The organism is Stenotrophomonas sp. SMYL86, assembly GCF_036320025.1.
Classification (GTDB): Bacteria; Pseudomonadota; Gammaproteobacteria; order Xanthomonadales; family Xanthomonadaceae; genus Stenotrophomonas; species Stenotrophomonas maltophilia_A.
The window spans coordinates 1-25,007 of sequence record NZ_JAWIRU010000007.1 but is presented as its reverse complement, the minus strand read 5'-3'; the positions used below and the strand labels follow the sequence as shown (position 1 = coordinate 25,007).

The window sequence follows — 25,007 nt, the reverse complement described above, 5'->3', positions numbered from 1 at the left end:
TCAGGCAACCCGCAGCTGCACCACGTTGCCGTCGCGGAGCCGGTCCAGGTAGTCCGCCCATTCCTGCATCATCCTGGCGCGCTCCTCCAGATGCTTGGTCCGGTTGTACGCCCGGCCATCCGGATCCTTGACCATGTGCGACAGCTGGTGCTCGATGATGTCGGGCCGGAACCCCAGCACCTCGTCAAGGATGGTCCGCGCAGTAGCGCGGAAGCCGTGCCCGGTCATCACGTCATCCTCGAACCCCATCTTGCGCAGCGCGGTGTTCACCGTGTTCTCGCTCAGCGGTCGCTTCGGGCTGTTCCGCCCTTGGAAGACATACTGCCCTTTGCCTGTGAGCGGCTGAATCTCGCGAAGGATGGCCAGGGCCTGCCTCGAAAGCGGGATCAGGTGCTCCCGGCGCCGCTTCATGCGGACGGCAGGGATCAGCCACTGCCCGGCGTCCAGATCGAATTCCGACCATTCCGCCTTCCGGAGTTCGCCGGGGCGCACGAACACCAGCGGCGCCAGGGCCAATGCCCAGCGTGTGACCTGCCTGCCGCGGTATGCGGGGATGGCGCGCAGCAGCGGCACCAGCTCGCGGGCCTCGGTGATCGCTGCATAGTGGTTCCGTGGCGTCGGCTGCAGTGCGCCGCGCAGGTCTGCCACCGGATTGCGCTTGGCCATGCCGCAGGCGATGGCGTACCGCATCACCTCCCCGCACTTCTGGATGACCCGGTGCGCTGACTCGATGGCGCCGCGCTTCTCCATCCGACGGGCGAGTGCAAGGAAGTCGGGTGCCTCCAGCTCAGCGGCCTGCCGGCTACCGATCCACGGCAGAATGTCGTTCTTCATCCAGGCCTCGACCTTTACCCGGTAGTCGTCGGACCAGATCCGGCCATCCATGAACTCGCGCGCGATCGCGCCAAAGGTCTGAGCCTCCATGCCCGCCTTCGCCGCGGCGGCCTCCTTCTTCTGCTGGTTCGGGTCCACGCCCTGGGCAAGCAGCCGCCTCGCGTCTTCGCGACGGTTCCGTGCCAGCTGCAGGGGCACCTCGGGGTAGACGCCCAGCGCTAGGCGCTTCTCCTTCCCGTCGAAGCGGTACTTCATTCGCCACCAGCGGCTACCGCTCGGGGAGATCTCCAGGTAGAGCCCGCCGCCGTCGAACAGCTTCTGGGTCTTTCCAGTCGGCTTTGCGCGCCGAATTGCGAGGTCGGAGAGTGGGGGCATCGATCTTGGGGGCATTGGGCGGATGCCCCAAAATATGCCCCCACCGTCTCACCAGCTGCAACGCATTGGACCGGTCTGCACCGTGCAACGAAAAAGGCCGGAAGCCCTGTTATTTCAGGAGTTCCGGCCTTCTGAGTGCGTTGCCGCACTGAATAGTGGTGGAGCCAAGGAGGATCGAACTCCTGACCTCGTCATTGCGAACGACGCGCTCTCCCAGCTGAGCTATGGCCCCACGGCAGGCTTTCAGTGTAGCGCCGCCTGCCGGGCTTGCCAAGCGCCGGACCGGGACGGCGGCAGGCGTGGATCTGCCGCCGTCCCCAGCCGGTTCAGGCCAGCGCCTGGCGCAGCAGATCGCCCGCGCGCTGTACCGCCATGCCGGTGGAAACAGCCACGTCCTGCAGGTGGATGCAGGCGTGGATCATCCCCGGCAGCCGCTCCAGCGTGCAGTCGACACCCGCAGCCTGCAGGCGGTGCGCGTACTGCTCGGCCTCGTCGCGCAGCGGATCGTGCTCACAGCTGAGTACGGAGGCAGGCGCCAGCCCCTGCAGGTCGGTTGCGTGGGCGGGCGAGGCCAGTGCCGGCGGTGGATCCAGATCCATCCCACTCAGATAGGCCTGCCAGCAGCGCTGCATCAGTTCGGCGCTGAGGTAATAGCCTGTGGCGTAGTCGCTGTAGGAACCGCTGCCCATGCCGGCATCCAGCGCCGGATACAGCAGCAGTTGGTGGCACGGTTGCGGCAGGCCCTGTTCGCGCAGCAGCAGGCAGCCGGCGGCGGCGAGGTTGCCGCCGGCGCTGTCGCCACCGATTGCCAGCCGCCGTGGGTCCAGGCCGAGGCGCTCGGCGTTGTCCTGCAACCACTGCCAGGCGTCGGCGACGTCATGCAGTGGAACCGGGAACGGGTGCTCCGGCGCCAGCCGGTAGCCCACGGCGACAATCACGCAACCGCTGGCATTGGCCAGCGCGCGGCAGGGGCCGTCATAGACCGCCAGCGAACACTGGAACCAACCGCCGCCGTGGGCGAACAGCAGAGCCGGTACCGGTCCATCGGGAAGCCCTTCCGGCGTGTAGAAACGCAGCTCCAACGCATGCCCGTCGCGCGCGATTACCGTGTGCTCGGTCACGTGTGCGACGGCCTGTGGTGCTCCCTGCAACTGTGGCAGCGCGTTCTCGCTGATCGCCCGCAGTTCGCGCAGGTCTTCCGGCAGCGCATGGGCGGCGACGGCGTCGACGAACTGCTGCAGCGCCGGTTCAAGCAGCATGGCGTGCCTCCTGCAGGAACGGCAGCAGTTGTGCAAGGAATGCCTGTGGCGCTTCTTCCATGATGAAGTGGCCGCAGCCCGGCACGATGCTGCCGCGGACATCATCGGCATGCGGTTGCAGGGTCAGCATCGGGGCATCGCCAGTGGCGTGTTCGGCGCCGATCGCCAGCACCGGCATCGGCAAACGGTGCTGCGCACGCAGCTTGTTCTGGCGGATCGTTTCCGGAATCGCGCGGTACCAGGCGAAGCCCGCCCTCAGGGCGCCGGGGCGGCTGTAGGCGGCAATGTAGGTATCGGCGGCCACCGCATCACGGCGGTACGACCAGCGGTCGAACATGAATTCCAGGTAGGCGCGCTCGCGCCCCGTAATCAGTGCTTCCGGCAGGTCGGCCACCTGGTTGAACATGAAGTGCCAGAGGAAGATGTTGTCAGCCGGTGCGGCGAAGATGCCCGGTTCCGGCGCCAGGCCGGGAATCACCGCTTCGGTGACCGCCAGCTGGCGCACGGCCTGCGGCTGATCGCTGGCCAGCGCATAGGCGATCCACATGCCGATGTCATGTCCGACCACCTGGTAACGATCGTGGCCCAGTGCCTGCATGGTCTGGTGCAGGACGGCGGCGGCACTGCCGGTGTCGTAGCCGTGGGCGGGGCGGTCGGATTCGCCGATGCCCGGCGGATCCACGGCAATCGCTTCGAAACCGGCTTCGGCCAGCGCATGCAGCACGTGGCGCCAGGCATACCAGGTCTGCGGCCAACCGGGAATCAGCAGCACGGGTTCACCGTGACCCGCGGAGACGCAATGCACGCGTTGGCCATCGATGCGCAGGTAGTGGTGGCGCAGGGCGTCGTCGCCGGCAGCGCCAGCGGAAAGGGAAGTGGTCATGAGGGAGTGCTCCGTTGGGGTTCAGGCGATGCCGAGCATCTGCTGCATTTGTGCGGTGCTGATCGGTGCACCGGCGAAGTCGTCGAAGATCTTGTCGGTGACCGGAATGATGTGGTCGCGGATGAACGCGGCACCTTCGCGCGCGCCGGCTTCCTGGTCCTTCAGGCAGCACTCCCATTCCAGCGTTGCCCAGCCCTGGTAGTCGTACTGGGCCAGCTTGGAGAAGATCGACTTGAAGTCGACCTGGCCGTCGCCCAGCGAGCGGAAGCGGCCGGCGCGCTCGGTCCAGTCGGCATACCCGCCATAGATGCCCTGGCGCCCGCTCGGGCGGAACTCCGCATCCTTGACGTGGAACATGCGGATCAGCGGGTGGTAGATGTCCAGGTACTCCAGGTAGTCCAGCTGCTGCAGCACGAAGTGGCTGGGATCGAACAGGATGCGGCAGCGCGGGTGCTGGTCGACGCGTTCGAAGAAGCGCTCGAAGCTGGTGCCGTCATGCAGGTCTTCGCTGGGATGGATCTCGTAGCAGAGGTTGATGCCGTTGTCCTCGCAGGCATCGAGGATCGGCCGCCAGCGTCGTGCCAGTTCGTCGAACGCCGCGTCGATCAGGCCCGGCGGGCGCTGCGGGAACGGGAACAGATACGGCCAGGCGAACGAGCCGGAGAAGGTGCCCATGTCCTGCAGGCCGAGACGGCGTGACGCGCGGGCGGCCAGGTGCAGCTGCTGCTGCGCCCATTCGCTGCGGGCCTTCGGGTTGCCGCGCAGTGCTTCGGGGGCGAAGCCATCGCAGAGTTCGTCGTAGGCCGGATGCACGGCCACCAGCTGGCCGAGGATGTGGGTGGTCAGTTCGCTGACCTGCAGGCCGTGCTCGGCCAGGGTGCCGCGGAGGTCGTCGCAGTAGTCCTGGCTGTCGGCAGCCGTGGCCAGGTCGAACAGGCGTGCATCCCACGCGGGAATCTGCAGCGCCTTGAAGCCGTGGCCGGCGGCCCACGCGGCAATGCCGGCGAGGCTGTTGAACGGGGCCTGGTCGCCGGCGAACTGCGCCAGGTGCAGGCTGGGGCCCTTGAGGGTCTGCATGTGTTGCTCCAATTATTTGTTGATCAACAAAGAATAGGCGCGACCCTCGCGGTGGTCAACACCCGCGTTACACTGCGCGCCTCACTGGAGCAGGCAGGCAGATGGCAGGGCGACCGCGCGAATTCGACAGGGACCAGGCGTTGCGCAAGGCGATGCTGCTGTTCTGGCAGCACGGCTATGAAGGCACGTCGATGTCGGCACTGGTGGAAGCACTGGGCATCGCCTCTGCACGCATCTATGCCGCGTTCGGCAGCAAGGAGCAGTTGTTCCGCGAAGCCGTTGCGCTGTATGAGGAAGGCGAGGGCGGCTTCGCGCCGCGCGCGCTGGAGCAGGCCACGCTGCGCGAGGCGATCGGGTCCATGCTGCGTGACGCCGTGTTGACCTACACCCGGCGCGGGCGGCCACACGGTTGCCTGGTGGTGTCCTCGGCCAGCAGCGTGTCGCCCGATGGCGAGGGCGTACGGGACTGGCTGGCCAGCCATCGTCGCCAGCGTACGGCGGCGATCATTGCGCGGCTGCAGCAGGCGCAGGCCGAAGGGCAGCTGGCCGGCGATGTGGCGGTGCAGGCACTGGGCGATCACTTCGCCACGGTGCTGCACGGCATTTCGGTGCAGGCCCGTGACGGCATCAGCCGCGAGCGGCTGCTGGCGATGGTCGATGTGGCGTTGACCCCGCTGCCCTGAGTCAAGCCTTCGGGGCGTGCCGAATGCCCGGTGACTGTGCCGAAACCGCTTGTTTCGCCGGGTTTGGGTGCTGCGCAACGAAATCGTAACAATTTGGGGGATAATGGCGGCTTGCGCAGTTATCCTCCTTTTTGCCGCCCGGCTCGCGCAGGCCGCACGGACGCCTCCTCAGAGCATTTCATGCCCTCCCATTCCGATTCCCGCCGCCTGTCGGGTATGTCGTCTTCCTTCGTTTCCTTCCGCCGCCATCCGCTGGCCCTGGCCTGTGCCGGCCTGGCCCTGGTCGGCAGCTTCGGCGCCGCCGCACAGGACAGCGCGCCGACCCCGACCGGCCTGGACACGATCACCGTGACCGCCGAACACCGTGAGCAGAACCTGCAGGAAGTGCCGGTCTCGGTGGGCGTGGTGCAGGGCGAGCGCATGCGCGACTTCACCGCCGGCGGCGACGACACCCTGCTGGCGCTGTCCGGTCGTGTGCCGAGCCTGTATGCGGAAACCACCACCGGCCGCATCTTCCCGCGCTTCTACATCCGTGGCCTGGGCAACATCGACTTCTACCTCGGTGCCTCGCAGCCGGTGTCGATCATCCAGGACGACGTGGTGCTGGAACACGTGGTGCTGAAGTCCAACCCGGTCTATGACGTGGACCAGGTGGAAGTGCTGCGCGGCCCGCAGGGCTCGCTGTTCGGCCGCAACACCACCGCCGGCATCATCAAGTTCGACACCCTGAAGCCGACCCAGGACTACACCGGCCGCGTCAGCGCCAGCTACGCGTCCTACAACAGCGTGTCGATCGACGGCGGCTTCGGTGGCCCGATCAACGACATCGCCTCGTTCCGTGTGTCGGCTCTGTACCAGCACCGCGACGATTACGTCGACAACACCTACAAGGGCCCGAGCGCCGACGGCACGGTCAGCCCGAAGAAGAACGCCATGGGCGGCTTCGATGACCGCAACGTGCGCGCCCAGCTGCTGCTGACCCCGAGCGACCAGTTCTCGATCCTGGCCTCGGCCCACGCCCGTGATTACGAAGGCACCTCAACCCTGTTCCTGCGCGGTGCGCTGACCAAGGGCTCGAACAAGACCGACGTGCCGCGCGACAAGGTCGCCTACGACGAAGCCGGCAACAACCCGCAGGCGTACAAGACCTATGGCGGTTCGGTGAAGGCGCGTTATGACTTCGGCGCGATCGACTTCACTTCGATCACCGCCTACGAAACCACCTCCGGTTACAGCCGTGGCGACACCGACGGCGGCGCCGCGGTGAACTTCCCGGTCAACGGCGTGCCGAACGGCTACGGCCAGTCGATGGGCCGCATCCGTGATCTGGACCAGTGGACCCAGGAATTCCGCCTGGCCAGCCATGACGACAGCGCCCTGCAGTGGCAGGCCGGTGCGTTCTACTTCAACGGCAGCGACACCACCGACTTCTACCAGCGCGCCTGGTTCCTGCAGGGCGCGGCCCGCAACCCGAACAACTGGGTGCGCCTGCGTAACAAGAACACCTCGTGGGCCGGGTTCGGCCAGATCAGCTACGCCTTCACCGACAAGTTCACCGTCACTGCCGGCCTGCGCCAGACCAAGGACGAGAAGCACACCCGCCTGCTGAAGACGGCTGACACTGCCGCTGGCGTGGTCACCTACAAGGGCCGCACCGACGTCAAGATGTCCGACACCACCCCGAGCTGGGATCTGAGCGCGATGTATCAGATCACGCCGGACGTGAGCGTCTACGCCAAGGTCGCACGCGGCTTCCGCGGCCCGACCATCCAGGGCCGTTCGGCGGTGTTCAATGCCGACTTCACCACCGCTGATTCCGAGACCATCCTGTCCTGGGAAGCGGGCGTGAAGAGCAGCCTGTGGGACAACCGCCTGCGCCTGAACGCCACCGCGTTCACCTACACCGTCAACGACATCCAGCTCAACGGCAACGATTCGGACGGCAACGGCGTGCTGTTCAACGCCGACAAGGCCAAGGCCTACGGTTTCGAAGCGGACATGGAGCTGCGTCCGATCCCGAACCTGACCCTGAGCGCCGGCCTGAGCCTGCTGCACAGCGAGATCAAGGACAAGCGCGTGTACGCGCAGGTCTGCGGCCTCAATGGCCAGGTGGTCTGCACCGTCGGCGACCCGACCATCAAGGTCGGTGCCAACACCTTCGCGCAGATCGACGGCAACCCGCTGCCGAACGCGCCGAAGTACAACGTCAACCTGGCGGCCCGCTACGACTTCCCGGTGAGCGACGCCGGCACCATGTTCGTCTCCACCGACTGGAACAAGCAGGGTTACACCAGCTTCGTGCTGTACGACAGCAAGGAGTTCAACTCCAAGGGTGACTTCGAGGGTGGCCTGAAGATCGGCTACTCGGGCAACTACGGTGCCTACGAAGTGGCGCTGTTCGCGCGCAACATCACCAACGAGAAGAACCTCAAGGGTGTGATCGAGAACTACATGGCCGCGGTCTACAACGAGCCGCGCACGGTGGGTGTCTCGCTGAACATGAACTGGTAATGCGCTGTCGCGATGGCGGGCCAGCCTGCCATCGCACTGCCTGAATCAAGAGGGCGGCCCGGTGATCCGGGCCGCCCTTTTCGTTGCGTCAGACCGCAGTGAGGTCGCTGTCCTGGCTGCGCTGGCCGAAGGTCAGGGCCCAGGTGGCGCTGTCCACCTGCTGGCGGTCCTGTTCCTGCTGCTTGCGTGCGCGGCTGGCACCGAACCAGCGGCCCTCGCCGTTGATCAGCGGCGCCATGCGCACCACGTCCACATACTCCGGATCGATCTCGCTGGCGCGCTGCAGCCAGGTCAGCGCCAGGAACGCATTGGCCGGGACGCCGTTGCCGAAGTGGTAGACGTCGGCCAGGTAGCCGGCCGCCCACAGTTTGTCGTCGTCCTCACCGCGCCACCACAGCGGAATCAAGGCGCGTTCGACCGCTTCGCGCTTGTGCGCGTCGCTCTGGCCATCGAATGCCAGGCAGGCCAGGTTGCGGCAGGTCGGGCCCCACACGCGCTCACCGGCGTCGGCTTCGCGCAGGCAGCGCAGGTACAGCTCGCGCGCACGCGCTTCATTGTCCGCGCCGCCTGCAGCGACGAGGCGCACGGCCAGGTTGTAGGTGGCGATCAGGTCGCCGCCTTCGACGGCACGCTCCTGCCAGTACAGGGCTTTCTGGGCATCGACGAAATCCGGCTGGTCGCGGCCGCCCAACCGGCCTTTGTACAGGTCGCACAGCGCGGCCATCGCACCGGCGTCGCCGTCGTCGGCCATGCGCTGCAACAGCGACAGGCCTGCGGCCTGCGAGACATCGCAGAACAGATTGGAAGCGAAGGTGACCGTGGACGTCTTCTGCTGCGCCGCCAGTTTCAGGGCGCGCTGCAGCAGGGGGTGCGCACGTGCCGGATCGGCTGCCTGGCCGAGCAGCCCATGCTCGATGGCGGTTGCGGCCCAGAGCAGGCCGAGCGCGGAATCACCTTCGCGCGCGGCGTAGTCCACCACCTGCGCGAACAGCGCTTCGGCGCCGTCAACATGGGCGAACCAGGTGCAGGCTTCCAGGCTGCTGAAACCTCCGTGCAGGACCATGTCTCGATCCAGCACCCAGGCCTGCTGCAGGTCCTCAAGCACGGCCTGCATGCATCCGGCATCCCATTGCACCTGGTCTTCGATCTCCTCGATGCGCCCGAGATGAAAGCGGAGTGCAGCACGCTGGGTCAGGACTTCAGCACGCACGTAGCCCTCCAGGTGCCAGTCAAGGATCTGTGCATACGCGCGCTCATGCACGGCTATCTCTTCGGCATCCCCGCGGCGCGGCAGGTCTCCCATCCAGTCCTGTTCCTTGCACCAGCGCAACGCATTGCGCTGTGCCAGCTCCAGGCCACGACACCAGCCGCCCTCGATGAAATCCTCCATCGCTTCGTGACTGCCGCCCCAGCGCGGGTACAGGTAGTAAAGGGTGTCTTCCAGCGTGCCCAGGTCGTCCGGCCGCTGCTCCAGCACCAGGCGCATCCAGTACGCGAGAGGCGCATCGAAATCGTCCTCGCTGCGATCGCGCAGCAACGTGGGCAGCATATCCGGCAGCGTCTGCAACGGGGCACCGAAGCGCGAAAGCAGCTGCAATGCCTGCGGCCAGGCTTGCGGATAGTGCTCGGCCAAGGCGGCTTCATCGGATTCCGGCGATTGCCCCGCCTGCAGTGCGCGCAGCCAGTTTGGCTCGCGCAGGTAGCTGGTGATGCGCTTGATGCCATCCAGCGCCAACGCCGGGCGCTGCGACAGCGCGATCGCCTGCAGGTAGGCATGCACGGCGTGGTCGCGTGCCTGCTGTGCGGCCAACCACTGGCTGTCTTCCACCAGTGCGGCCACATCGGCGCTGCGCAGGGCGCCAGCGGCCGACTCCCAGCAGGCACCCAGGCGCAGGTGTGCGTAATAGCTGTTGGGAGCGGCGGCAACCCATCGTTGCGCCTGCTGCAGGCGCTCATTCAGGGGCAGCGCCGTGTCCTGCAGGTTGCGCAGGCGCCAGCGGATGCCGGGCAGCGGCCGGGTGCCGTTCAGCCAGGCCTGTTCGTGTGGGGCAAGCAGCGCCTCAAGTGCTGCATGGTCGTGTTCCTGCAGCGCGGTGCGCGCCTGCGCGCGCCAGGCCAGGTCGTCCATGGAAAGGCCGTCTTTTACAAGTCCATTTGTCATCTGATGCAATCCAACAATAGCGGGGACGCTATTGGACAGGCCCGCGCCCGCGTCGGCAAGCATGGCAGATGCTCATGTTTGCGGCGCCGGCGCCGGGTTGCCCGGCGCCGGTTGATCTCAGTGTGCGGGCAACAGTGCCTGCAACCGCGATTCCAGTTCCTGCTGGCGCCAGCCGGCCAGTGCTGCCGGCCATTGGCGGCGTTCCAGATAGCTTTCCAGATGCTTGCGGGAGGCCAGCACGCCATCCGGCAGGCCCAGCTCGCGGCTGCGCTCGGCCACCGCGTCTTGAAGCTTCTTCACCGCCTGCTTGTTGCTGTCGTTGGCGGGTAGCGCCAGCGGTGCCCCGGCCTCATCGGCCAGCGGTGTGGACAGCGCCTGCCAGACCGCGCCGGCAAGCTTGCGCGGTGCCTTCGGGAACTGCTCGAACAGCTTGCCCAGCGCAGCCTCGTCGGCCGGTGGCGTGCGCGCCAGGGTGGCGGCCAGTTCGTTGTCCAGGATCCAGCTTCGCGGGCGGTCGCTGTTGCGTGCCTGCACATCACGCCAGCACAGCAGGCGCAGCAGGCGGTGCTGTGCGGCCGCGTCGAGGAACTGCGCCGAGCGCATCGCCAGATGCGGCCAGCGGTCTTCGTCATTGGCGACGCTGGCCAGCAGGCGCTCGCCATCGTCATGCAGCCACTGCTGGCGGCCGAGTGCCTGCAGCTTGGCATCAATGGCGTCATGCAGCGCGAACAGGTGCTCGACGTCGTCGGCGGCATACTGCAGCTGCGACTCTGAAAGCGGGCGGCGCATCCAGTCCGAACGGGTTTCGCCCTTGGCCAGGGCGACGCCGGTGATTTCCGCCACCAGCTTCTGGTAGCCCATGCCGCCGCCGATGCCGGCCAGCGCAGCACCGATCTGGGTGTCGAACAGCGGCCGCGGCAGCACGCCGCAGGCCCACTTGAAGGCGACCAGGTCTTCGCTGGCGCTGTGCATCACCTTGGTGATGGATTCATCGCCCAGCCACGGCGCCAGCGCCTCGGTCATGCCGGGAATCAGCGGGTCGATCAGCAGGATGTCCTGCCCGACCGCCATCTGCACCAGGGCCAGCTGCGGCCAGAAGGTGCGTTCACGGATGAATTCGGTGTCCAGGCCGATGCGGGTCGGGCGCTGCTGGAAGTACGCATCCAGCTCGGCGGGGGTGGTGATCCAGGTTGCCACGGGTCAGGGCCTACTACTCGGGTTTGCTCAGGCAGGGGAGAATAGCCTAACGTCGGTGCGCGTCCGTGCCGAAGGAGGCTCTGCTTGCGTTTTTCGTTGTCGCCCGTGCTGTGCACCGTCCTGGCCTTGGCCCTGGCCGGCTGCACGCCGTCGCCCCCCACGGCAACGAACCGGAGTGCCGGGGAACAGGCGCGCCCGTCCGCGGACGCAGACAGCGACGAGCGCCCGCAGGCCGGGCAGGGCAGCGTGACCATCGCCGGTGAGGATGCCGCCGAGGATGTACAGCAGTGGACGCCGCCGCGGGTGGACCGCCAGGGCCGCAGCCTGGCCCAGTTGCGCCGCGCCGCCGAGCAGGCGTTCGCCGAAGGACGGCTCTATGAGGATGCCGATGCCGCCATCCCGCTGTGGCTGGCGGTACAGGAAGAGGATCCGGATGACCGCCAGGCCCGCCAAGGCCTGCAGCGCGCCCGCCAGCGCCTGCAGCAGCAGGCGGATGCGTTGCTGGTGCGGCCGCTGAAGCAGCGCGAGGCGCTGGCCGAGGCCAGCCGCCAGGCGCTGGTGTTGCTGACGCTGGCGCCAAAGGACGAAAAGGTGCGTGCGCTGCAGGGACGGGTGGAGCTTGCCCAGCGTGTGGTGGCCTATAACCGCGCCGGCGAAGAGGACCTGCGCTCGGACCGGATCGGCGAGGACGGGGACGGGGCCATCGGCAACTTCCGTGAGGCACTGGCACTGGATGAGGACAACAGCCGCGCACGGCAGGGACTGGCCGCGGCCGAAAGTGGACTGATCCGCCGCGCCGAAGACGCGGCACGCACGCGTGATTTCGCCAGCGCCGGCACCTGGCTGGCCGAAGCGAGCAAGGTGCGCGACTCGTCGCCCACCATCGCCGACGCGTTCGAGCGCATCGAGCAGATCCGTGCGGCGGCATTGCTGCAGCTGCGCGATGACGGCCTGCGCGACCTGTCCACGCCGCAGGGCCTGAAGCCGGCGCGCGAGAAACTGGCCGAGGCCCTGCGCATCGCCCTGCCGGGAGACGCGGTGGTGGCCCAGCTGCGTGAGCGTATCGACCTGGCCACCCACTACGGCAGCTTCCGCCCTGGACAGGTGTTCAGCGACGCCATGCGCGATGGCGGACGCGGGCCGCAGATGGTGGTGGTGCCGCATGGCGGTTTCCAGATGGGCGCCGGCGATGCCGAGCCGGGCTCGAGCGATGCCGAGCGACCATCGCACTATGTGCGCTTTGATCGAGGCTTTGCGATGGCGATCACCGAGGTCACGGTCAGCGATTTCCAGCGCTACGTGAAGGCGACCAATGCGCGCCCCCGGGCGACGCGGCGCGGCCATTCGGTGGTCTATGACGAACGCAGCGGCAACTTCATCCGCCGCAGCGGCGTGGACTGGCGCTCGGATTACGACGGTGGCCGCGCGATGGCCAATTCGCCGGTGATGCACGTCAGCATCCGCGATGCCGAAAACTATGCGGCGTGGTTGTCCGAGCAGACCGGGCGCAGCTACCGGTTGCCCAGTGAAGCAGAGTTCGAGTATGCGCTGCGCGGTGGCAGCAGTGGTCGCTACCCCTGGGGCGATGCCGGCACGCCGCCGCCGGGCAGCGGCAATTTCACCGGCAGCAAGGACGTGTCGCCGACCGGGCGGCATTGGCACAACGCCTTCATCGGCTACGGCGATGGCTGGTGGGGGCCGGCACCGGTAGGGAGTTTCCAGGCCAATGCCTTCGGCCTGCACGACATGGGCGGCAATCTCAGCGAATGGGTGGCCGATTGCTGGCATGCCAGCTACCGGCGCGCGCCCTCCGATGGCGCCGCCTGGTTCAACCCGGGCTGCCGCGCACGGGTGATCCGGGGCGGCAACTGGGCCAATGCGCCGGAGCAGACCCGTGCCGCCTGGCGGCAATCCCAGGACTCGGATACCACCAACGCGCGCATCGGCTTCCGCCTGGTACGCGGCATCTGATCGGCGGCCGGCTTCACCCGTTGCTGGCATCGGCGCACTAAGATTGCGCCGTGCCCGCCGGCCGGCGGGGCCTGCTGGAAGCCGACCCGATGCGCAATGATCCCTTCTCCCGCTCGCCGCAAGGCCCGCAACGGCGCGGCCTGTTCGGCAACATCCGCTGGTGGGTGCTGTTGCTGGCCGCCGGCTATGCGGTCTTCTACTGGTTTTCCAACCGCACGGTGGATCCGTATACCGGCGAGAAGGTGATGATCGACAGCAGCCTGGATGCGCGGCAGGAGACCGCTTTGGGGCTGCAGGCCTACCAGCAGATCCTGTCGCAGGAACGGCCGATGGATCCCAATGCGCCGATCGCGCGCGATGTGCGCGACATCGCCCAGCGGCTGATTGCCAAGGTCGATGTGGTGGAGACCGCGCTGGCCCAGGAGCACGGCGTGCAGCCGGCGCATTTCGCGCGTGATTTCCAGTGGGAAGTGAACGTGATCCCGTCCGAGCAGGCCAATGCGTTCTGCCTCCCGGGCGGCAAGATGGCGGTCTACACCGGGCTGGTGCCGGTGGCGCGCACCCGCGATGCGATGGCGGTGGTGATGGGCCATGAGATTGCCCATGCGCTGCTGCGCCACGGTGCACAGCGGATGGCCCAGCAGAAGCTGACCCAGATCGGGCAGGTGGCCGGCGCCGCCAGCGGCATGGATGCGCAGCAGCAACAGATGATGATGTCGGCAATGGGTTATGGGTATCTGCTGCCGTATGCGCGCAGCCACGAGACGCAGGCCGATGAAGTGGGGCTGATGCTGGCCGCAGCGGCGTGCTTCGATCCACGCGAGGCGGTGCCGCTGTGGCAGCGCATGGGCCAGGCCAGCGGTGGCCAGTCACCGCCGGAATTCTCCTCGACCCATCCCAACCCGGGTACCCGCATCCAGAACCTGCAGGCGTTGATGCCGAAGGCGCTCGAGTACCGGCAGAAGTTCTGCGAGCAGGCAAAGTAGAGGGTTGTTCGGCAGGGCTGCGCCCTGCACCTGCCGAAGCAACAGCAACAGCGTGCATTCCGTGGGATGGCGGGGTGGGTCCGGTTGCGGGGGCCGCTGCAAGTCCCCCTCCGGGGCCCGGCCCAGCCGCTGGCGGCTGTGCGTTCGGGCGCTTGCGAAGCAATGCTTCGCAAGCAAAGCGCCCTCACCCATGTAAGCTCGGTCGCCGCTTGCTCGTGTGCGCAGTCCTGCGCACACGGCAAGACCGGGGTTGGGCGTCCTGCCCAACCCGCCCGAGGCATGCCTCGGGCCCATGCGGCTCACGCCCCCGCAACCGGACCCACCCCGCCTTCGACAGTTTCCCGCGGCTGTTGGTGGGTGCTGACCGTTGGTCGGCACGCTGCTGTTGGTGGGTGTCGACCTTGGTCGACACGGTAGATCCACGCCATGCGTGGATGCGTTTCGATGAAGGTTCGAAATATTCGATCTCGATCGGATTCCATCCACGCATGGCGTGGATCTACTAAACCTTTCGTGCGTAGGCTGCATCCCATTGCAATGCCTGCCCACGGAGTTGGCCATGTTCCTGCTGCGTTCCTGCCTGGTCCTGCTGCTCGCTGCCTTCGCTGCGCCGGCGTGGGCGACCTTTTCCATTGCCGCCTGCAACGAGGCCGGCGACTGCGGGGTGGCGGTGGCCACGCACAATCTGGCGGTCGGCGGCGTGGGTGTGCCGTGGGCGCAGGCGAAGGTGGGTGCGGTCGCCAGCCAGTTCGAGACCAACCCGACCTATGGCTCCAAAGGCCTTGAACTGCTGGCCAAAGGCCGCACGCCTTCGCAGGTGCTGAAGCAGCTGTTGGATGAAGACGGCAACTTCGATGGCACCACCCTCGCCGAGCGCCAGGTGGGGCTGGTCAGTGCGCGCGGCGGCAATGCGCAGTACACCGGCGCCACCGCGCAGCAGGCCAGCTGGGCCGGTGCGCACGGCGACGGCATGTTGAGCGTGCAGGGCAATGGCCTGGCCGGACCGGACGTGCTGGCGGCAATGCAACGTACCTTTACGGCTTCGCACGGAGCGCTGGCCACACGCCTGCTGGCGGCGCTGGAAGCCGGCCAGGCCGCGGGCGGCCAGCGCAGTGGGCAGTGGTCGGCCGCGCTGCTGGTGCGCACGCCAGGAGGCGACTGGCAGGACACCGACCTGCGCGTGGACGCCGACCCGCGTGCGGTCGCGAGGCTGCGCGAACTGTACGACATGCGCCTGTCCAACGAGGCGATCATCCAGGCCGAGCAGCGTTGGGAGAACGGCGATGTGGCAGGTGCGCGCGCTGCGCTGGCGTCCTCGTTGTCACTGGCCCACGGCTGGGACCGTACCTGGGCGCGCGCTGCGCGCCTGGCCATGCGGCAAGGTGATTTCGCGCTGGCCCGCGAATACCTGGCCGGCCTGCGTGCGCTCAATCCGGGCTGGGTGAAGCAGGAGCTGGCGCTGCCGTTGTATGCACCCTTGCAGGGTGATGCGGTGGTTGCACCCTGGCGATGAAGCACCGCAGGGAGCAGATCATGCCGACCAAGGTCGGCACCCACCAGAACAGTTCAATCGGCCGCGGCGGAGATCAGTAGATCGGCGTCACCTTCATCTGCGGCAGCGGGCGCGGTGCGCCGTCGGTGAGGTCCGGGCCGAGGTCCTCCCAGGTACGTCCCTGCTCGACCATCAGCCCCCACAACTGCTGCGATGCCAGCCGCTTGTCTTCCGAGCCCAGCTTGTACGACGGTGGCGTCGGCTGGCCACTGGCAACCATCGAGTACGCTGCGCGGTAGGCCAGCACTTGTTGCGCCGGGTCGTCGGTGCGCGCCACTTCCAGCGTGTAGCGCTGGTAGGCCGAGGCCAGGTTGCGCCAGCGGATCCAATAGTGGTTCTCGAACGAGAACGAACAGAAGCGCGCACCGGCCAGGCTGCCCTTGTCGGCGATGCGGGTCAGCACCTCCTGTGGCATGTCCAGGTTCATGCCGCCTTCGTCGCCCTGCAGGCTCACATGCACGATGCGGTCGCGGTAACCCGGCGCGCGCGCCTGCAGCAGGTCGCGCCAGTTCTGCATGGTCGCCACCACCGCGAACAGGAAACGGCCCAGCTCCGCAGCGGCCAGCGGCGTAGCGATCGACTGGTAGGTACGCTGCCAGCCGTGGCGGTTTTCGGTGGGCAGGAACACGGCGTGTTCCAGCGCCTGGCGGCCACTGCTGCCGTGGCTCACGTCTTCGGCGTGCTGCGGGTAGACCAGATTGATGGCGAAGGTTGGCCAGCGCGGCAACGCGGCATCGAACAGGTGGATCGGGAAGTTGCTGCTGATGCCACCATCGGAGAACCAGCAGATGCGGAATGCGGTGATCACCGGGCCACAGGTCTGCCCGGCACTGGTCAGCCCTTCCATGCTGTCGGCGACGTTGTGCTCCTGGTCGGCCGCAGGTGCGGTCGGTTCGCAGCGACGCTCGCGGCGCGAGGGCTCATGCAACGGCACCGCGCTGATCAGCAGCGGGAAGCTCAGGCTCATGCGCGTGGCCACCAGCACCGGCAGCTTCGGGCCCTGCGGCAGGTGGTAGTACCGGCGCCCTTCCACCTCCAGCGGCGGGCCGGCCTGCGTCACCAGCCACTGCACCACGCTGGCCGGGAACAGCTGCTCGAACTCCTCGCGCAGGAACCAGAACTGCGCGCCGCCCAGCGGCAGCGTGCGCGGCTCGTTGTGCGACACACAGGTGGTGATCATCTGCAGGCTGATCGCATGCGGGCTGTCCGGCTCGCCGGCATAGCGCGGCGCATCGTGCAGATCGGCGAACGTGAGCGGTGCATCCAGCGGCTTGCCGGACAGCTGCTGCAGGCATTCATGCAGCCACTCGGTCAACGCCGGCGTGCATGCATCGCGGCCGAGGCCGCTGCACAGGCCCAGCAGGTTACGGCGCGCCACCCGCGCTACCCGCAGCGCGGCACCGGCCACGCCGGCACCGTACGCGCACAGCAGTGATGGCAGCAGCGTGGCGGCCACGCCGCTCCAACCGCCGCCCCACCAGCCCAGGCCGAGCAGCAGCGCCAGCGACACCAGCACCTCCAGTGGCGCAATCTCGAACACCGCGATGGCCAGGCACAGCAGCTTGTGTGGCAGGCGGGCATTGCCGGTCAGCACCACCAGCAACCGGTAGGCGGCGCGCGCGCCCCGTGCCGGCTGGAACAGGCTGTAGATGAAGCCGCGCCGCGACAGCTGCGCCGACACCGCCGACAGCCCGCCGTAGCCGGCATCGCCGGGCAGGTGTTCACCCGCCTGCTGGCGACGATCACCGCACGCCGCCGCGGCCGCCACCGCCGCGGCGATGGCGCCGGCCGAGGTACCGCCGATGCTCTTGAATCGATACTCGCGCGCCAGCGCCAGTACCGCATTGGGGTACACGATGCCGCTGGTGATGCCGCCTTTCATGACCAGATCGCAGTACTTCGCCGCCACGAGCCACCTCCCGTCTGTCGGTGGCCAGTATGGCAAGAGGCGCTCTCACAGCCTGAGAAACGAGCCACAGCCCTGCGCTTTCATTGGCCCTTGACCATTGCCCTCGACGCGTCCACCGTGGGCACGCCGAAGGTATCCCTGCCGTGGCGTTGATGGCGGCAGGGATTTAAACGGGAATCCGGTGAAGGTGCCTCGCGCGCCCATTCCGGAGCTGCCCCGCAGCGGTGAATGGAAACGAATCCTGCCAACAGCACTGGGCTCACGCCTGGGAAGCGGCGGGTAGTAGGTGGGCTGCGGCCCGTGTCCATCAGCCCGAATACCGGCCCCGGCCGGGGGACACGACCGTCCCCTGACTCGACCTGGAATCTCCGCGGGGAGGTTGCCGGGGCCGTCATTGTCCTGCGCGTGCAGGCGGTGCGGCCGCGTGCGTCCTGTTCACGGTATCCGGCCAGACCTGTTCACCCACGCGCTGATGCATGGGCCACCGCCGTTGCCGGCGGTCCATGCGGTACCTGACGATGACCGAGCTCCAACGCCCCACCCTGTCCCTGCCCGAAAACGGCCAGCGCCTGCTGCTGCACTCGTGCTGCGCCCCCTGCTCCGGCGAAGTGATGGAGGCGATCACCGCCTCCGGGATCGACTACGCGATCTTCTTCTACAACCCCAACATCCACCCGGTGAAGGAATACGAGCTGCGCAAGCAGGAGAACATCCGCTTCGCCGAACAGCACGACATCCCGTTCATCGACTGCGACTACGACACCGACAACTGGTTCAGCCGTGCACGCGGCATGGAAAACGAGCCCGAACGCGGCATCCGCTGCACGATGTGCTTCGACATGCGCTTCGAGCGCACTGCGCTGTACGCGCACGAGCACGGCTACGACACCATCAGTTCGTCGCTGGGCATCTCGCGCTGGAAGAACATGGCGCAGATCAACGACTGCGGCATCCGTGCCGCGTCGCGCTATGAAGGCCTGCAGTACTGGGACTACAACTGGCGCAAGGGCGGCGGTGCCAGCCGCATGATCGAGATCAGCAAGCGCGAGCAGTTCTACCAGCAGGAATACTGCGGCTGCGTGTACTCGCTGCGCGATGCCAACCGTCACCGCCGCGAGAATGGCCGCGAACGGATCAAGATCGGCCTGCTGTACTACGGGCAGGACGCTGAGACGCCGCAGGGCGATTGACGTGTGGGCATGGGGCGGCCACGCTGGTCGCCCCTTCTGCTGTACCGGAACTGCCATGACCGCCCTGCCCGCCGATGTCGCCCTGCTGGTGATCGACCTGCAGCCGGACTTCATGCCCGGTGGCGCGCTGGCCTGCGACCAAGGCGATGCGCTGGTGGCACCGATCGCCGATCTGCTGGCACAGCGCCGCTACCGCACCGTGGTGGCAACACAGGACTGGCACCCGGCCGACCATGCCTCGTTCGCCAGCCAGCACCCCGGCCAACGCCCCTTCGAGACCATCCTGCTGCACGCGCAGCCGCAGACCCTGTGGCCGGACCACTGCGTGCAGGGCAGCGCCGGTGCCGCGCTGCATCCGGGCGTGGACTGGACCGTGGCCGACCTGATTCTGCGCAAGGGCACGCGCCAACAGGTGGATTCATACAGCGCCTTCCGCGAGAACCATGGCCCCGATGGCGAGCGCCCGGCCACCGGCCTGGCCGGCTGGCTGCACGAACGCCGCATCCGCGAAGTGCACGTGTGCGGCCTGGCCCGCGACTACTGCGTGCTGTGGAGCGCGCAGGACGCGGTGAAGTCCGGCTTCCGGGTGAAATTCCTGTGGGAGCTGACCAAGCCGGTGACCGACGCCAACGACGCGATGGTGCGTGAAGCGCTGGGCAAGGCGGGGATTTCGATCGCCTGAGGCGTGACCGCCGGGCATGGCCCGGCGCTACCGCGCACGTCGCTTATGCCGCTTGCGCGCTCCTGCCCACGACAACACAATCGATTCATCCAGCCCCCTAACTACGCCCCCCTACAGATCGCGGGACGGCCGAACCGGGGGCTTTTCATTGGATGAAATCAGGATTCGGTAGTGCCGGCCGCTGGCCGGCAACCTCGGGATCTCTGCAGTTGCCGGCCAGCGGCCGGCTCCCGCCCGCGCCCGCCCCCCCCCCCCGCCCCCCCCGCGGGCCCCCCCCCCCCCCCCCCACTACCGGATAGCACCCGTGGTAGCGCCGGGCCATGCCCGGCGGACGCGGGAGGGGCGATTACCGGAACACCACCGTTCGGTGCCCGTTGAGCAGGATGCGGTGCTCCACATGGCGCCGAACGGCGCGGGCCAGCACCAGCGATTCGGTATCGCTGCCCAGCCGCACCAGCTCGCGCGGCGCCATCGCGTGGTCCACGCGGGCCACGTCCTGTTCGATGATCGGGCCTTCGTCCAGATCCTCGGTGACGTAGTGCGCGGTGGCGCCGATGATCTTGACCCCGCGCGCGTGTGCCTGGTGGTACGGCTGCGCGCCCTTGAAGCTGGGCAGGAAGCTGTGGTGGATGTTGATCGCACGGCCGGCCAGCGCGCGGCACAGCGTGGGTGACAGGATCTGCATGTAGCGCGCCAGCACCACCAGATCGATGCGTTCGCGCTCGACCAGGTCGATGATCTGCTGTTCCTGCACCGCGCGCGTATCAGCGGTCACCGGCAGGTGGTGGAACGGCACCTGGTAGGACGCCGCCAGCGGCGCGAAGTCGGCGTGGTTGGACGCTACTGCGGCAATGTCCACCTTCAGCTGGCCGCTGTGGGCACGGAACAGCAGGTCGTTGAGGCAGTGCCCCTGCTTGCTGACCAGCACCAGCAGGCGTGCACGGCGGCGGCCATCATGCAGCTGCCAGTCCATGCCGAAGCCGGCGGCGAGCGTGGCCATGGCGGCGTGCACGGTCTCCAGCGGCAGGCCGGCATCGCGATCGAAATGCACGCGCAGGAAGAAGCGGCCGCTCTCCTCGTCGCCGAACTGCTGGGCGTCGAGAATGTTGCAGCCGTGGTCGAACAGCAGGCCGGATACGCGGTAGACGATGCCGGTACGGTCGGGACAGGACAGGGTGAGGATGGAATCGGGGCGCATCGCCCGAGTGTAGGGCAGCAGCCTGTCCTCGGGATCGATGGTCACCGATGCAACCGACCTGCTTGGTTCAGTCCCAAGCGATACTTGGGTTTCTCCATGGCAAGCTGGTCGGTCATGAACCTGTTGCAACTGATCCGCAGCTTCACCCGCACCGCAGAGACCGGCAGCATTGCCGCCGCGGCCCGCATCCTTGGCATCAGCGCCACCGCAGTCGGCCAGAACATCAACCGGCTGGAGGCGCATCTGGGCGTACGGTTGCTGAACCGAAGTACGCGGCAGCTGGCGCTCAGCGAGGCCGGCGCGCTGTACCTGGCGCAGGTGCGCCACATCGAAGCCGACCTGGCGCGTGCACAGGCGATGGTCACCTCTGGTGACATCGAACCGGCCGGGCCACTGCGCATCGCCAGCAGCAGCGCCTTTGGTCGCCACGTACTTGCCCCCTTGCTGCCGTCGCTGCAGCAGCGCTACCCGCAACTGCAGCTGGAGCTGCGCCTGACTGACCGGGCCGTGCAGCACGGCCCGGAAGCGGTGGATGCCAGCATCCGCATCGGTGCACAGCTGGAGGACGGGGTCGTCGCACGGCAGCTGGCGCGCGTGCCGTTCGTGTTCTGCGCCTCGCCGGCCTACCTGAAGGCACACGGCACCCCGCAGCAACCCTCCGAGCTGAGCGGCCATCGCGGGCTGCTGCACCGCTTCCCCACCGATGGCCGGCCGCTGCGATGGGGCCTGTTGAAGGATGGCCAGCGCGTGGACGCCGCACTGCCGCCGAGCATGGTCTGCGATGACATCGATGCCCTGGCGACGCTGGCCGCAGCCGGTGCCGGCATCACCCGGCTGGCCGCATTCGTGGCAGAGCCGTACCTGCGCGATGGCCGCCTGCAGGCGGTGTTCGGCGCCGACACTGCATGGCGCCCCGAACCGATGGAAGTCTATTTCTGCGTCAGCGACCGCCGCGATTTCACTGCCAAGATCCGCGCGCTGTTCGAGCACCTGCAGGCCGGCATGGCGCCGGCCTGGCGGGTGTGAGCCTCAGCGCGTCTTGAACACGCCGCGCGCATCGTGCGGCTCGCAGCGCAGGTACTGCGGCGCCGGTTCCACGCTGTCGCGCAATGCGGCGGCGGCATGCCACGGCCAGCGCGGGTCGTAGAGGATGCCGCGCGCCAGGGCTACCGCATCGGCGTGGCGATGGCGCAGGATCGATTCGGCCTGCTCCGGTTCGGTGATCATGCCCACGGCGATGACCGGCATGCGCACCTTGGCCTTGATCGCCGCCGCGAACGGCACCTGATAGCCCGGGCCGACGGTGATCTTCTGGCGCTCGTCCAGGCCACCGCTGGAGACATGCAGGAAGTTGCAGCCGCGCGCGTCCATCACCTGCGCCAGCGCTTCGCTCTGCACCAGATCCCAGCCGCCATCGACCCAGTCGCTGGCGGAGATGCGCACGCCCACCGCGACCTTGTCGGACACTGCCGCACGCACCGCATCGAACACCTCCACCAGCAGGCGCAGGCGGTTCGGCAGCGAGCCACCGTAGCCATCGGTGCGGCGGTTGCTCAGCGGCGACAGGAACTGGTGCAGCAGATAACCGTGCGCGGCATGCAGCTCGATCAGCTCGAAGCCCAGGCGCTCGGCGCGCACCGCACTGGCGGCGAAGGCGGCGATGACCTCGGCGATGCCGGCCTCGTCCAGTTCCTGCGGTGCCGGATCGGCGGCATGGAACGGCAGCGGCGACGGCGCCACGGTGGCCCAGCCACGCGCATCGTCGGCCGGCAACTGGCCACCACCGTCCCACGGACGCCTCACCGAGGCCTTGCGGCCGGCATGGCCCAGCTGGACGCCCAGCGGCATCGGCGACCAGCGGCGGACGCTGGCCAGCACCTGCGCCAGTGCGGCCTCGGTGCCGTCATCCCACAGGCCCAGGTCGGCCCAGCTGATGCGGCCGCGCGGTTCGACCGCGGTGGCTTCCAGGATCAGCAGGCCGGCACCGGACTGCGCCAGGTTGCCCAGATGCATGGCGTGCCAGTCGCTGGCGCGGCCATCTTCGGCGGAGTACTGGCACATCGGCGCGATGACGATGCGGTTGGACAGGGTCAGGGGGCCGAACGAGATCGGCGAAAACAGCTGGCTCAAGACGGTGATGAACGACGTAGGGGGTGCGTATTGCACCGCCGCACGGCCTGCGAATCAACCGTCTGGATGGATCGCTGTTTCGCGGTGGGCGTGCAGCCGAGCGCGTGCTCGGCTCAGGACGAAGCCCACGCGGCCAGCGCCTCGGCGCAGTCCCGTTCATCCTTGAACTGCAGCAGGTCGTCGGCGCGGGTGCGGCCACGGTTCAACGCCGCCACCGGCAGCCCTGCCCTGGCCGCCGCCTGCACGAAGCGGAAGCCGGAATAGACCATCAGCGATGAACCCACCACCAGCACGGCGTCGGCCTGCTGCAGGTGCTCCTGCACCGCCTGCACGCGCTCCCGCGGCACGTTTTCGCCGAAGAACACCACATCCGGCTTCAACACGCTGCCGCAATGCGGGCACTCGGGCACCACGAACGCGGAGAAATCGGTCTCCAGATCGGCATCACCATCGGGCGCGATGCCTGCCTCCAGCGCGTCCCAGCCGGGATTGGCGTCCAGCAGGCGCTGCTGGAAATCCTCGCGGCCGCTGCGACGCTCGCAACCCATGCAGCGCACCAGATCCAAGCGGCCATGCAGGTCGATCACGTTGTGGCTGCCGGCACGCTGGTGCAGGCCGTCCACGTTCTGGGTCAGCAGCACCTGCAGCGTGCCTCGGCGTTCCAGCGCGGCCAGGGCCTGGTGGGTGCCGTTGGGCCGGGCCAGGCCGAAGCGCGGCCAGCCGAGCAGGCTGCGCGCCCAGTAGCGCTGGCGGGTGGCCGCTTCGCCCATGAAGGCCTGGTAGGTCACCGGCGGCGTGCGTTTCCACTGGCCGTCGGCATCCCGGTAATCGGGAATGCCCGAGGCGGTGCTGCAGCCGGCGCCGGTCAGCACGAACAGGCGCTGGGCACGGTCGATGAAGTCGGTCAGTGGCAGGGTCATGGCTGCCAGATGGGGGCGCGGTGGCGCCCCCACAAGCGCCGGTCCGTTGGCCGGGTCAGGCCGCCGGCAGCGGCGGTACCGCGATCGGGTGGCCTTCCTCGTCCAGCGCGATCATCACGAAGTGGCCGCGGGTGCACAGCTTGCGCTCGCCGCTGTGCAGGTCTTCGGCGACCAGTTCCACCTCCACCTTCATCGAGCTGCGGCCGACTTCGACGATGCGGCCGATGGTTTCCACCATCTGGCCGATGCGGATCGGCAGCTTGAAGTCGACCTGGTCGCTGCGCGCGGTCACCACAGTGCGGCGCGAGTAACGGGCGGCGGCCAGGAAGGCGGCCTTGTCCATCCACGCCAGCGCCTGGCCACCGAACAGGGTGCCAAGGTGGTTGGTGTGGTTGGGAAAGACGATTTCGGCCATGCGCACTTCGGTGGGCGGCACGGTCTCGGGGATGGGGGTCATGGGGGGGCTTCGGTGTGGGGTGCTGCGGATTCTAAGCGACCGGCGTGATGGCCATCGGAATGCACGTGCAACGGTCACCCGGCAGCGGTGCCTGCGCAGGCCGCGCCTGCGGCAGGCGTTACACTGCGCCACGCCCACTGCCAGGACCGCCCATGCCCGCCACTTCCGACCTGCTGGCCTTCGCGCTGGTTTCACTGGCCATGGTGCTCACGCCCGGGCCGAACATGATCTACCTGATCTCACGCTCGATCTGCCAGGGGCCGATGGCAGGCCTGATCTCGCTGGGCGGGGTGGCGCTGGGCTTCGTGTTCTACATGCTGTGTGCGGCACTGGGCATCACCGCCCTGCTGATGACCGTGCCGTTCGCCTACGACGCGCTGCGCATCGGCGGCGCGCTGTACCTGCTGTACCTGGCCTGGCAGGCGCTCAAGCCCGGTGGCCGTTCGCCGTTCGCGGTGCGCGAACTGCCGCAGGACAGCCCGCGCAAGCTGTTCACGATGGGCTTCCTGACCAACCTGCTGAACCCGAAAGTGGCGGTGATGTACCTGTCGCTGCTGCCGCAGTTCCTGCATCCGGACGGCGAGGGCAGTGTGCTGATGCAGTCGATCGTGCTGGGCTCCACCCAGATCGCGGTGAGTGTGACCGTGAACGGCATGATTGCGCTGACCGCTGGCAGCATCGCCGGTTTCCTGGCCGCGCGCCCGACCTGGCAGGTGGTGCAGCGCTGGCTGATGGGCACGGTGCTGGCCGGGCTGGCGGTACGCATGGCGGTGGAAGGGCGACGCTGATTGTAGAGTCGAGATCCTATGTTCGTGGTCAAGCCTGCTGGAAGCAGGCTTGACCCACCTTCAGCATGGCCGGATCGAAGTCCCGGCCGCTTTTGAAGACACCCCAGGCGATCCTGACCAGCTTTCTGGCCAGGATGTTGAAGACGGCGGTGCTGGGGTGACCGCGTTTTGACAGCTCGTCGTAGAGCGGTTGCCCCCGACGACACCGCTTGAGCCCCATGGCGGCCATGTAGAGCATCTGGCG

20 protein-coding genes, 1 tRNA gene, 1 pseudogene and 1 riboswitch are annotated in these 25,007 nt (G+C 67.8%); of the genes and pseudogenes, 9 read left to right on the top strand and 13 right to left on the bottom strand.

All coding sequences use genetic code 11. From position 1 onward, the window contains the following. The 5 genes from V3B64_RS09465 to V3B64_RS09445 all read right to left on the bottom strand — a co-directional run bounded on the left by V3B64_RS09465 (position 1) and on the right by V3B64_RS09445 (position 4,428). Complete coding sequence (locus tag V3B64_RS09465; protein WP_329914019.1) at positions 1–1,209, bottom strand: integrase arm-type DNA-binding domain-containing protein; 1,209 nt, start codon at positions 1,207–1,209, stop codon at positions 1–3. 156 nt (positions 1,210–1,365) lie between these two features. Continuing rightward, positions 1,366–1,441 (bottom strand) — tRNA-Ala (locus V3B64_RS09460). Positions 1,442–1,535: 94 nt separating this feature from the next. Beyond that, complete coding sequence (locus tag V3B64_RS09455) at positions 1,536–2,468, bottom strand: alpha/beta hydrolase (RefSeq protein ID WP_329914018.1); 933 nt, start codon at positions 2,466–2,468, stop codon at positions 1,536–1,538. After that, positions 2,458–3,351 (bottom strand): alpha/beta hydrolase, encoded by an 894-nt coding sequence (locus V3B64_RS09450; RefSeq protein ID WP_121505047.1) that lies wholly within the window; start codon positions 3,349–3,351, stop codon positions 2,458–2,460. The genes V3B64_RS09455 and V3B64_RS09450 overlap by 11 nt, the downstream gene beginning before the upstream one ends. A 21-nt stretch (positions 3,352–3,372) precedes the next feature. Beyond that, positions 3,373–4,428 carry a sugar phosphate isomerase/epimerase family protein gene (locus tag V3B64_RS09445; RefSeq protein ID WP_329893874.1) on the bottom strand — a complete coding sequence of 352 codons (1,056 nt, stop codon included), beginning with the start codon at positions 4,426–4,428 and terminating at the stop codon, positions 3,373–3,375. A 101-nt stretch (positions 4,429–4,529) separates the two neighbouring features. Here V3B64_RS09445 and V3B64_RS09440 point away from each other — a divergent pair, with 101 nt between their 5' ends. Continuing rightward, complete coding sequence (locus V3B64_RS09440) at positions 4,530–5,111, top strand: TetR/AcrR family transcriptional regulator (protein WP_049461862.1); 582 nt, start codon at positions 4,530–4,532, stop codon at positions 5,109–5,111. Between the two features lie 180 nt (positions 5,112–5,291). Next, positions 5,292–7,622 (top strand): TonB-dependent receptor, encoded by a 2,331-nt coding sequence (locus V3B64_RS09435; protein ID WP_032130294.1) that lies wholly within the window; start codon positions 5,292–5,294, stop codon positions 7,620–7,622. Between the two features lie 88 nt (positions 7,623–7,710). Here V3B64_RS09435 and V3B64_RS09430 read toward each other — a convergent pair whose 3' ends face one another. Both V3B64_RS09430 and rnd read right to left on the bottom strand, forming a co-directional pair. After that, positions 7,711–9,750, bottom strand: coding sequence for a DUF4034 domain-containing protein (locus V3B64_RS09430; protein ID WP_329914017.1), 2,040 nt, complete (start codon positions 9,748–9,750; stop codon positions 7,711–7,713). Between the two features lie 150 nt (positions 9,751–9,900). After that, on the bottom strand, positions 9,901–10,980 hold the full coding sequence (rnd, locus tag V3B64_RS09425; protein WP_329914016.1) for a ribonuclease D: 1,080 nt from the start codon (positions 10,978–10,980) through the stop codon (positions 9,901–9,903). 84 nt (positions 10,981–11,064) lie between these two features. Between rnd and V3B64_RS09420 the strand changes: the two genes are divergently transcribed. From V3B64_RS09420 to V3B64_RS09410, 3 genes are all read left to right on the top strand, one after another. Continuing rightward, on the top strand, positions 11,065–12,951 hold the full coding sequence (locus V3B64_RS09420; protein ID WP_329914015.1) for a formylglycine-generating enzyme family protein: 1,887 nt from the start codon (positions 11,065–11,067) through the stop codon (positions 12,949–12,951). Positions 12,952–13,040: 89 nt separating this feature from the next. Beyond that, entirely contained in the window at positions 13,041–13,937 is an 897-nt protein-coding gene (locus V3B64_RS09415) for a M48 family metallopeptidase (protein ID WP_049401698.1), read from the top strand. 559 nt (positions 13,938–14,496) lie between these two features. Beyond that, a complete protein-coding gene (locus V3B64_RS09410) occupies positions 14,497–15,450 on the top strand; it encodes a DUF1028 domain-containing protein (RefSeq protein ID WP_329914014.1) in 954 nt (317 codons plus the stop codon). A gap of 73 nt (positions 15,451–15,523) precedes the next feature. Here the strand turns inward: V3B64_RS09410 and V3B64_RS09405 are convergent, their stop codons facing one another. Continuing rightward, on the bottom strand, positions 15,524–17,398 hold the full coding sequence (locus V3B64_RS09405) for a patatin-like phospholipase family protein (RefSeq protein WP_080355338.1): 1,875 nt from the start codon (positions 17,396–17,398) through the stop codon (positions 15,524–15,526). A 127-nt stretch (positions 17,399–17,525) separates the two neighbouring features. Beyond that, positions 17,526–17,741: riboswitch (cobalamin riboswitch) on the top strand. 175 nt (positions 17,742–17,916) lie between these two features. On the opposite strand from V3B64_RS09405, the gene V3B64_RS09400 reads away from it, so the two are divergent. Further along, a complete protein-coding gene (locus V3B64_RS09400) occupies positions 17,917–18,588 on the top strand; it encodes an epoxyqueuosine reductase QueH (RefSeq protein WP_032128203.1) in 672 nt (223 codons plus the stop codon). Positions 18,589–18,643: 55 nt separating this feature from the next. Further along, complete coding sequence (gene pncA, locus V3B64_RS09395; RefSeq protein WP_032128204.1) at positions 18,644–19,270, top strand: bifunctional nicotinamidase/pyrazinamidase; 627 nt, start codon at positions 18,644–18,646, stop codon at positions 19,268–19,270. Positions 19,271–19,616: 346 nt separating this feature from the next. Here pncA and purU read toward each other — a convergent pair whose 3' ends face one another. Then, positions 19,617–20,468 (bottom strand): formyltetrahydrofolate deformylase, encoded by an 852-nt coding sequence (gene purU / locus V3B64_RS09390; protein ID WP_032128205.1) that lies wholly within the window; start codon positions 20,466–20,468, stop codon positions 19,617–19,619. Between the two features lie 114 nt (positions 20,469–20,582). Here purU and V3B64_RS09385 point away from each other — a divergent pair, with 114 nt between their 5' ends. Then, positions 20,583–21,494 (top strand): LysR family transcriptional regulator, encoded by a 912-nt coding sequence (locus tag V3B64_RS09385; protein ID WP_049399772.1) that lies wholly within the window; start codon positions 20,583–20,585, stop codon positions 21,492–21,494. A gap of 3 nt (positions 21,495–21,497) precedes the next feature. On the opposite strand, the gene V3B64_RS09380 is transcribed toward V3B64_RS09385, so the two are convergent. The 3 genes from V3B64_RS09380 to V3B64_RS09370 form a co-directional block, all read right to left on the bottom strand. Further along, complete coding sequence (locus V3B64_RS09380; protein ID WP_329914013.1) at positions 21,498–22,598, bottom strand: NADH:flavin oxidoreductase/NADH oxidase; 1,101 nt, start codon at positions 22,596–22,598, stop codon at positions 21,498–21,500. A 113-nt stretch (positions 22,599–22,711) separates the two neighbouring features. Then, the gene (locus V3B64_RS09375; RefSeq protein WP_121505111.1) at positions 22,712–23,518 is read right to left on the bottom strand and encodes an NAD-dependent protein deacetylase; all 807 of its coding nucleotides are present in this window, start codon (positions 23,516–23,518) and stop codon (positions 22,712–22,714) included. Positions 23,519–23,573: 55 nt separating this feature from the next. Next, on the bottom strand, positions 23,574–23,975 hold the full coding sequence (locus V3B64_RS09370) for an acyl-CoA thioesterase (protein WP_004153688.1): 402 nt from the start codon (positions 23,973–23,975) through the stop codon (positions 23,574–23,576). A 152-nt stretch (positions 23,976–24,127) separates the two neighbouring features. Between V3B64_RS09370 and V3B64_RS09365 the strand changes: the two genes are divergently transcribed. Next, entirely contained in the window at positions 24,128–24,763 is a 636-nt protein-coding gene (locus tag V3B64_RS09365; protein ID WP_032128209.1) for a LysE family translocator, read from the top strand. Positions 24,764–24,791: 28 nt separating this feature from the next. Here V3B64_RS09365 and V3B64_RS09360 read toward each other — a convergent pair. Continuing rightward, positions 24,792–25,007, bottom strand: a pseudogene (locus V3B64_RS09360) (IS110 family transposase); the annotation flags it as partial.

What these genes read in the sequence shown, in the direction of transcription:
- V3B64_RS09465 (WP_329914019.1), bottom strand. Translation starts at nt 1,209, where the DNA reads ATGCCCCCACTCTCCGACCTCGCAATTCGGCGCGCAAAGCCGACTGGA.
- V3B64_RS09455 (WP_329914018.1), bottom strand. Translation starts at nt 2,468, where the DNA reads ATGCTGCTTGAACCGGCGCTGCAGCAGTTCGTCGACGCCGTCGCCGCC.
- V3B64_RS09450 (WP_121505047.1), bottom strand. Translation starts at nt 3,351, where the DNA reads ATGACCACTTCCCTTTCCGCTGGCGCTGCCGGCGACGACGCCCTGCGC.
- V3B64_RS09445 (WP_329893874.1), bottom strand. Translation starts at nt 4,428, where the DNA reads ATGCAGACCCTCAAGGGCCCCAGCCTGCACCTGGCGCAGTTCGCCGGC.
- V3B64_RS09440 (WP_049461862.1), top strand. Translation starts at nt 4,530, where the DNA reads ATGGCAGGGCGACCGCGCGAATTCGACAGGGACCAGGCGTTGCGCAAG.
- V3B64_RS09435 (WP_032130294.1), top strand. Translation starts at nt 5,292, where the DNA reads ATGCCCTCCCATTCCGATTCCCGCCGCCTGTCGGGTATGTCGTCTTCC.
- V3B64_RS09430 (WP_329914017.1), bottom strand. Translation starts at nt 9,750, where the DNA reads ATGGACGACCTGGCCTGGCGCGCGCAGGCGCGCACCGCGCTGCAGGAA.
- V3B64_RS09415 (WP_049401698.1), top strand. Translation starts at nt 13,041, where the DNA reads ATGCGCAATGATCCCTTCTCCCGCTCGCCGCAAGGCCCGCAACGGCGC.
- V3B64_RS09410 (WP_329914014.1), top strand. Translation starts at nt 14,497, where the DNA reads ATGTTCCTGCTGCGTTCCTGCCTGGTCCTGCTGCTCGCTGCCTTCGCT.
- V3B64_RS09400 (WP_032128203.1), top strand. Translation starts at nt 17,917, where the DNA reads ATGACCGAGCTCCAACGCCCCACCCTGTCCCTGCCCGAAAACGGCCAG.
- pncA (WP_032128204.1), top strand. Translation starts at nt 18,644, where the DNA reads ATGACCGCCCTGCCCGCCGATGTCGCCCTGCTGGTGATCGACCTGCAG.
- purU (WP_032128205.1), bottom strand. Translation starts at nt 20,468, where the DNA reads ATGCGCCCCGATTCCATCCTCACCCTGTCCTGTCCCGACCGTACCGGC.
- V3B64_RS09385 (WP_049399772.1), top strand. Translation starts at nt 20,583, where the DNA reads ATGAACCTGTTGCAACTGATCCGCAGCTTCACCCGCACCGCAGAGACC.
- V3B64_RS09375 (WP_121505111.1), bottom strand. Translation starts at nt 23,518, where the DNA reads ATGACCCTGCCACTGACCGACTTCATCGACCGTGCCCAGCGCCTGTTC.
- V3B64_RS09370 (WP_004153688.1), bottom strand. Translation starts at nt 23,975, where the DNA reads ATGACCCCCATCCCCGAGACCGTGCCGCCCACCGAAGTGCGCATGGCC.
- V3B64_RS09365 (WP_032128209.1), top strand. Translation starts at nt 24,128, where the DNA reads ATGCCCGCCACTTCCGACCTGCTGGCCTTCGCGCTGGTTTCACTGGCC.